This is a genomic window from Nocardioides sp. P5_C9_2 (assembly GCF_054049555.1).
Genome location: NZ_JBFUMD010000178.1, coordinates 1 through 7,094 on the forward strand (window position 1 = coordinate 1; position 7,094 = coordinate 7,094).

8 protein-coding genes and 2 tRNA genes are annotated in these 7,094 nt (G+C 72.6%); 4 read left to right on the forward strand and 6 right to left on the reverse strand.

What is annotated here, in order from left to right:
* A partial coding sequence (locus tag ACXJKL_RS10600; protein WP_457207016.1) for a hypothetical protein occupies positions 1-1,348 on the forward strand: 1,348 nt, incomplete at its 5' end.
* A gap of 9 nt (positions 1,349-1,357) precedes the next feature.
* Here ACXJKL_RS10600 and ACXJKL_RS10605 read toward each other — a convergent pair.
* The 4 genes from ACXJKL_RS10605 to ACXJKL_RS10620 form a co-directional block, all read right to left on the reverse strand.
* A complete protein-coding gene (locus tag ACXJKL_RS10605) occupies positions 1,358-2,737 on the reverse strand; it encodes a vWA domain-containing protein (RefSeq protein WP_457207017.1) in 1,380 nt (459 codons plus the stop codon).
* A 13-nt stretch (positions 2,738-2,750) separates the two neighbouring features.
* Positions 2,751-3,620, reverse strand: a complete 870-nt coding sequence (locus ACXJKL_RS10610) for an AAA family ATPase (protein ID WP_457207018.1) — start codon at positions 3,618-3,620, stop codon at positions 2,751-2,753.
* 271 nt (positions 3,621-3,891) lie between these two features.
* Positions 3,892-3,979: transfer RNA gene (locus ACXJKL_RS10615), tRNA-Ser, on the reverse strand.
* Positions 3,980-4,033: 54 nt separating this feature from the next.
* Positions 4,034-4,405 carry a hypothetical protein gene (locus tag ACXJKL_RS10620; RefSeq protein ID WP_457207019.1) on the reverse strand — a complete coding sequence of 124 codons (372 nt, stop codon included), beginning with the start codon at positions 4,403-4,405 and terminating at the stop codon, positions 4,034-4,036.
* A 103-nt stretch (positions 4,406-4,508) separates the two neighbouring features.
* Here ACXJKL_RS10620 and ACXJKL_RS10625 point away from each other — a divergent pair, with 103 nt between their 5' ends.
* The 3 genes from ACXJKL_RS10625 (at position 4,509) to ACXJKL_RS10635 (ending at position 5,448) form a co-directional block, all read left to right on the forward strand.
* Positions 4,509-4,958: a hypothetical protein gene (locus ACXJKL_RS10625; protein ID WP_457207020.1), complete on the forward strand. Its 450-nt coding sequence runs from the start codon at positions 4,509-4,511 to the stop codon at positions 4,956-4,958.
* 77 nt (positions 4,959-5,035) lie between these two features.
* Positions 5,036-5,129: transfer RNA gene (locus tag ACXJKL_RS10630), tRNA-Ser, on the forward strand.
* A gap of 187 nt (positions 5,130-5,316) precedes the next feature.
* Positions 5,317-5,448 carry a hypothetical protein gene (locus ACXJKL_RS10635; protein WP_457207021.1) on the forward strand — a complete coding sequence of 44 codons (132 nt, stop codon included), beginning with the start codon at positions 5,317-5,319 and terminating at the stop codon, positions 5,446-5,448.
* A 36-nt stretch (positions 5,449-5,484) separates the two neighbouring features.
* Here the strand turns inward: ACXJKL_RS10635 and ACXJKL_RS10640 are convergent, their stop codons facing one another.
* Positions 5,485-6,495 carry a TrmB family transcriptional regulator gene (locus ACXJKL_RS10640; protein WP_457207022.1) on the reverse strand — a complete coding sequence of 337 codons (1,011 nt, stop codon included), beginning with the start codon at positions 6,493-6,495 and terminating at the stop codon, positions 5,485-5,487.
* 108 nt (positions 6,496-6,603) lie between these two features.
* On the reverse strand, positions 6,604-7,094 hold a 491-nt coding region (locus ACXJKL_RS10645; RefSeq protein WP_457207023.1), incomplete at its 5' end, for a phosphoenolpyruvate carboxykinase domain-containing protein.

Here is a 7,094-nt window from a genome sequence, read left to right on the forward strand (position 1 = left end):
TCGCATGAGTGAGCAGGACCTGATCCGCGCGGCGCGTGCCGGCGCGTCGACCGGGTCGACGGAGGCCACGGCCAACGCCGACAAGTACCACGAGATGCTGGCGCTGGCCGACCTCTTCGACGCGTCCGGGGCCGACATGCGCACCCGCGCCCGCCTCGGGGCCGACATCCTCGCCGACGACGACGTCGCGGCCTCCGCCGAGCTGTCCACCGCCACCTTCGCCCAGGCCGAGGAGGACATCCGCGCCGCGACCACCGGCAAGCAGGGCCTGCTCACCCGGTCGGTCGAGCTCGACGCCGACGCCCTGGTCGTGCGCGCCACCGTGCTGACCTACCGCTGGATCGACGAGCTCCAGGACGCCGCCTACAAGACGCTCGGCTCCATCGCGGGTCGTGCGATCGGCTACCTCGCCCCCGAGGTCGCCCTCGGCGGGGCCATCGTGTCGGCCGGTCTGATCGAGACCGACGCGCTCGACCGGGCCGGGGTCACGTCCTACCTCAACGAGCTGGCCGAGAGCAATCCCGAGCTGATGGACCACATGGCCGGAGCCGGGGGGTTGCTCGACGGCCTCCAGATGCGCGCGCTGCTCACCGCCGGCGTCATGTCGACCGACCAGGGCGCCGCCGCGGCCCGCGCCGGCCTGCGGGCCATCGGCGTCCAGCCGTTCTCCAGCGACGCCGTCTCGGCGCTGCGCGACTCGGCCGCGGGGTTCGCCGAGGAGACCGAGGTCGCGGAGCCGGTCGACGCCACCACGGGCAGTGCCGGCGACGCCCCGCGCTCCATCGAGGACCTGATGGCCAACCTCGCCGCGGCCGACCGCCGCATCAGCGTGCAGCGCATCGGTGCCGGCCGCTACATCGCCTATCTCCCCGGGCGCCGGTCCGAGGAGGCCGGCCGGCTGCGGCTGGTCGGCGGCGACAACGCGTCGTACGTCCGGCAGGTCGTGCGGGCGATCGAGAACGCCGTGCAGGGCGAGAGCGGGGCACGCGTCATGCTCGTGGGGTCCTGGCACGGGGGCACCGCGGCCGCCGAGATCGCCGAGGCGGCCACCTCCGACGCCTTCGTCGTCGACCAGGTCATCACGACGGGCGCCCCGTCCTCGCAGGTGCCGACCATCCCCCCGCACACGCGGGTGCTCTCGCTGGAGGACCGGTCCGACCCGGTCGCGCTCCTCGGGTCGCTCATCAACACGAGCGTCGACAACCGGCTCACCGTGGTCTACGACGGCACCGGCAGCGATGCCGCGGCACCGTACGTCACCGGCGGGCGCGCGGCGGACGCCGCCCAGCACCCCGAGGTGCGGGCCGAGATCGCGCGGATCACCGAGCTCGGCTTCCTCGCCGGCTGACCGGACGGGTCAGAGGATGTCGTGGACGAACTCGCCCAGCTGGGCGAGGTTGCGGCACTCCACCATCGGCACGATCTCGCCGTAGGCACGGGCGGCGCTGTCGCCCGTGCCCCAGTGCCGGGTGTGCTCGGGGTTGAGCCACCACGCGTGCCGGGCCGAGGCGGCCAGCCCGCGCAGGGTGTCCAGGGCCAGGTCGCTGTGGTTCGAGCGGGCGTCGCCCAGGACCAGCAGCGACGTCCGGGGACCCAGCGCGTCCGCGTGCTCCTCGGCGAACGTCGTGAGCGCGCGCCCGTAGTTGGTACGCCCCCACCGCGCAGCGTGGGCGGTGCTGGCCGCGAGGTTCTCCATCACCTCCACGACGTCGCCGCCGGGGGTGAAGTGGTGGGTGACCTCGTGGACCTGGTCGACGAAGGTGAAGGCGCGCACCTTGTGGAACTGCTCGCGCAGCGCATAGACGAGCAGCAGCGTGAACTGCGCGAAGCTGGCCACCGAGCCGCTGACGTCGCAGAGCACCACGAGCTCGGTGCGGTGCGGCCGCTTGGGGCGGTGGTGCGTCTCGAGGGGCACGCCGCCGGTGGCCAGCGAAGCCCGGACGGTGCGCCGGAAGTCCAGAGCCCCCCGACGCCGCGCGTGCTGCTCCTTGGTCAGTCGTACGGCGAGCCGACGGGCCAGCGGGTAGATCTCGCGGCGCATCTCCTCCAGGTCCGCGCGACGCGCCGCGGTGAAGTCGAGACGGTCGATGGTGGGACGCAGCACGACGTCGGCCACGTGCCGGGCGCCCTTCTCCTCGGCCAGCCGTCGGCGGGCGTCGGCCTCGACGAGCCTCGTGAAGGTGCCGACGCGGGCGCCCGCGACCCGCTCGGCGTCCGCGGCGTCCCGACCGGCCCCCAGCAGGCCGGCGACCAGCTGCTGCACCAGCTCCTGGGGGGTCACCCGCTGCAGCGCCGTGTACGCCGACCAGCTCGACAGGCCGGGGCCGCGCCCGGGCATCGCCCCGAAGCGCGCCATCGCCTCCACTGCCAGGTCCTGCACGCGCCGGTCGTCGCCCGCCTCGAGCGCCGCCGCCAGCTCCTCGCGGAAGCCGGTGAGGGCCGCGGCGTTGTCGCGCACCCCACCCGTCGGGTCGTCCGCCCCTGCCGGTCCGGGGTCGCCGGCGGCGCCCTCCCCCACGAGCCGTGGGTAGTACAGGTCGAAGATCGCGTCGAAGGTGACCCGCTGCGACTGCTTCTTGACCACCGTCGCGGCGTACGCCGTCCGCACCACCTCGCGGTCGTGCCACCCGATCCGCTCCAGCGCGGCGATCGCGTCCAGGCCCTCGGCCAGCGAGACGGACAGGCCTGCCGCCCGGAGGGCCTCGACGAGGCCGAGGTGCGTGTCGAGCAGGGTCATCGTCGGGCCGGGGTCACCGTGTCGCGGCGAGCCGGAGCTCCCTGGTGGCCCGCTCGTGGTCGGAGGAGTGCTTGAGGACCACGCCGAGCGTGCGGCGTACGGCCTCCTCGTCCAGGTCACCGATCTCCAGCGCGATCAGGGTGCGCGCCCAGTCCACGGACTCGGCGATCGACGGCGCCTTCTTGAGCTCGAGCCCGCGCAACCGGGCGACCACCTCGACGAGCTGGGTGGCGACCTTGTCGGGGAGGCCGGGGACCTGCGAGACCACGATCTCCCGCTCCCGCTCGGAGTCCGGGTAGTCGAGGTGCAGGAACAGGCAGCGCCGCTTGACGGCCTCGGAGAGCTCGCGGGTCGCGTTGGAGGTGAGCACGACGAACGGGCGCCGCGTCGCCGCCACGGTGCCGAGCTCGGGGATGGTCACCTGGAAGTCCGAGAGCACCTCGAGGAGCAGCCCCTCGACCTCGACGTCGGTCTTGTCGACCTCGTCGATCAGCAGCACCGTCGGCTCCTCACGGCGGATGGCCGTCAGCAGCGGACGGGTGAGCAGGAACTCGTCGGTGAAGATGTCGTCGTGGGTCTCGTCCCACCCCTGGTCGCCGGCCGCCTGGATGYGCAACAGCTGCTTCTTGTAGTTCCACTCGTAGAGCGCGCGCGCCTCGTCGAGGCCCTCGTAGCACTGCAGTCGCACCAGCTCGGCGCCGCAGGCCCGGGCGACCGCCTTGGCCAGCTCGGTCTTGCCGACGCCGGCCGGACCCTCGACCAGGAGCGGCTTCTCCAGGGCCCCGGCGAGGTAGGCGGTGGTGGCCGTCGCCGCGTCCGCCAGGTAGCCGGTGGCATGCAGGCGGGCGGAGGCGTCGGCAGGGCTCGCGAACCAGGAGGACACGACCGGGAGCCTACGGGCGGCCTCCGGGCGCCGGCGAGAGCGGTGGCCCAGCCACAGTGAGACGGCGGTGGAATGTGGCTGCCTGACCGCCCACTGGCGCGGCGCACGACGACACGTCGGCGGGCGGTGGCCCAGCCACATGGAGACGCCGGGGAATGTGGCTGGGGCACCGCCGCGGTGGCGGCTCGCTGCGCTCACCTCGCTGCGCTCACCGTGGCAGCCGCCACACCCGGCCGACGCCCCCTCAGCCCACGGCTCGCTGCGCTCACCTTGGCAGAGGGGGCGGGATTCGAACCCGCGGTAGGTCTCCCTACGACCGCTTTCAAGGCGGTTCCGATCGGCCGCTCCGGCACCCCTCCTCGTGCCGTCCGAGGACGGCACGGTGAGCATTCTAGGAGGCGCCGCCCGGCGGCCTACTCGGAGCCGCCGAACTCCATCTCCACGTCGTCGTACGCCAGGTCGCGGAGCTTCTGGAAGTGACGGTCGATGTCGGCGAGCAGGCGCAGCAGCGCCTCGCGGACCGCGGTCACGTCGGGGCTCTCCAGGACCTGGGGTCCGAGCTCGCCCATCCTGGCGATCAGCGCGGTGCGCTCGCGCAGGGCCGCGGTGCCGCGGGCGGCGAGCCACGCGTCGTCGGGGTGCTCGGACTCGCGGATGAGCACCTCGCGCACGTCGGCCAGCCGCTGGCGGATCGTCCAGCGCCAGTTGCCCAGCGCGATGCCGGGCTCCGGTGGGGCATCGAGAGCGCGGTGCAGAGCACTCATCGCCGTCGCAGCACTGGACATGGCACCCTTCCCGCCCGTCGGACCCATTCGAGTGTGGCCCTGGCAGCCGCACCGTACAAGGGCCAACTGGCGATCCGGGCGCCGGATGGGGTGCAATCCTCCCGTGCCGTCCGACTATCGACTCGCCCCCGCCGTCACTGCCCGCGTCCTGGGCGTCGTGCTGGTCCTCCTCGCCCTGATGGTCTTCGCCGCCACCGCGGCCGTGGCGTTCCTCGACCTGCACACCTCGGTGCTGCTGGTGCCGGCGGTCCTGGCCATCGTCGTGCTCGTCGCCGCGACCTTCGCCATCGGTCGCCGGGGCTGGGTGGTGCGCCTCGGCGACGAGGGCTACCAGGTGCAGTGGGTACGCGGGGTCGGCGTGGCCGCGGCCCGGTGGAAGGACGTCGAGGACGCGGTGACCACGACGCGGGCTGGCTCGCCGTGTGTCGTCCTGCGACTGCGCAACGGGGGCACCACGACCATCCCGGTGGACCTGCTGGCCGGCGACCGCGAGGCGTTCGTCCGCGACCTGCAGCGTCACCTCACCGACGGGCAGGGCCTGCGCCCGCTCTGATCCTGCGCCGCACCGGACCTGATTCGGCAGATCCCGTCGGGTCCTTGTAGCCTGTGCGGGCTCGCCACGGCGAGCGTGGAGGCGTCGCCTAGTCCGGTCTATGGCGCCCGCCTGCTAAGCGGGTTTGGGGCTACAACCCCATCGAGGGTTCAAATCCCTCCGCCTCCGCCATTCTCTCTGGCCTCCTGCACGGGGGCCAGAGTGCATTTCGGGGCCCGGGTGTGCCACGGTGGACGGCATCTGCACAAGTCTGCAATGCACACACTTGCACCTTCGTCCATGGTGACGCTCGGGCACCGATCGACGAGAATGGGTGCTCGTGGTCCCCCCGGACCCAGAGACAAGAGGGTGAATGAGCATGACTGCACGACGCATCGCCGCGGCACTTCTGACCGCTGCCCTGACCATCGGGATCGGCGCCACCGGCACCACGAGTGCCTCCGCCCTGGCGGACACCACCTGGCCCTCGATGTCACGTCACCTTCCCTGACGATCCCCCTCCTCCCCCCTCGCAGCGGGCCGCGACTCAGTCGCGGTCCGCTTCGACGTGCGGCTCCGCGTCGTTGCCGGTGATGCCGAGCCGGCCCATCTCGTAGCCCAGCTGGAACCGGGTGTCGACCTGGAACTCGTGCTTCAGGTCCGAGACGTACGCCGCGTAGGTGCGCGGGCTGACCCCCAGCCGCTTGGCGCCGACCGGGTCGGCGTACCCGCCCACCAGCATCCGGATCGTCATGGCTCGCTGCTCGGCCGCGATGTCGCGCACCAGCGGGGAGTCGCGGTTGGTGAAGGGCCGACCCCGTTCCCACGCGCGCTCGAAGATGTCGGCGAGGTAGTGCACCACCGACGGCTCGCGGACCGCGAGGGCGGTGCGCTCCTCGGGGCCCGGCACGATGGCCAGGCGCCGGTCCACCACGATCAGCCGCTCGAAGAACTCGTCCAGGGTGCGCACCTGGGCACCCTCGGCGGTCACCGCGGCGACGTACTTGTGCGTGGCCGAGCTGCGCCGCGCGGCGTGCTGGTAGAGCGTGCGCATGGTGACGCCGCGCCGCAGCGCGCCGACCTCGCGCTCGATCGCCTGCGGCAGCTGCTCCATCGCCCGTCCCGTCTGGGACTGAGCCGTGAGCAGCTCGCGGGTGGCGTCCGCGACGGCGGAGGTGATGTACGGCGCGATGGCCTCGCCGCGCAGCTCGATGAAGGGGCCCTTGACCGCCCCCGGCGACTGCCGCCACGTCTGGGAGAGACCGCTGAAGGCCTGCGCCCACTGCGCGGACTCCGAGATCAGCTCGGCGCCCTGCTGGCCCAGGGGGGCGACCACCCGCGACTGCACGGTCGCCGGGTCGACGGCGAGCCAGGTCTCGTCGAGCTCGTCGAGGGTGACCAGACCGAGCTCGACGAGCAGGTCGAAGGCCTGCCGGTCCGGGCCGCCGTCGGCGATGCGAGGGTCCGACCTCGACACACCGGCCTGGGTGGCGATCTCCTCGTACAGCGCAGTCGCGGCGGACTCGAAGAGCGAACGCTCGCGCGGGCCGAAACTCATCCTCCACCGCCTCCCTGTGATCGCGAGCGATCCTTCCACACGCCGCACGTGCGACAGGCCCGTCCGGAGAAGCTCCGGACGGGCCTGTCGTCGTGCACGTCGGGGACCTCAGGCGCCGAGGCGCTCCTTGAGCCCGTCCAGCTCGGTCCACAGGACGGCCGGGAGGTCGTCGCCGAACTTCTCGAACCACTCCTGGATCTGCGGGATCTCGGCCTTCCACTCCTCGGCGTCGACGGCCAGCGCGGCCTCGATCGCCTCGGGCGTCATGTCGAGGCCCTCGATGTCGAGGGAGCCCGGCGCCGGCACGTGGCCGATGGGGGTCTCGACCGCGGCGGCGTGGCCCTCGAGGCGCTCGATGACCCACTTGAGGACGCGGCTGTTCTCGCCGAACCCGGGCCACAGGAAGCCGCCCTCGTCGTCGCGACGGAACCAGTTGACGTAGAAGATGCGGGGCATCTTCGACTCGTCGTTGGCCTTGCCCATGTTGATCCAGTGGCTGAAGTAGTCGCCGGCGTTGTAGCCGATGAACGGCAGCATCGCCATCGGGTCACGACGCACCACGCCGACCGCGCCCACGGCGGCGGCCGTGGTCTCCGAGG

Coding starts and splice junctions, on each gene's coding strand:
- ACXJKL_RS10605 (WP_457207017.1), bottom strand. CDS start 2,737: ATGACCCTGCTCGACACGCACCTCGGCCTCGTCGAGGCCCTCCGGGCG.
- ACXJKL_RS10620 (WP_457207019.1), bottom strand. CDS start 4,405: ATGTCCAGTGCTGCGACGGCGATGAGTGCTCTGCACCGCGCTCTCGAT.
- ACXJKL_RS10635 (WP_457207021.1), top strand. CDS start 5,317: ATGACTGCACGACGCATCGCCGCGGCACTTCTGACCGCTGCCCTGACC.
- ACXJKL_RS10640 (WP_457207022.1), bottom strand. CDS start 6,495: ATGAGTTTCGGCCCGCGCGAGCGTTCGCTCTTCGAGTCCGCCGCGACT.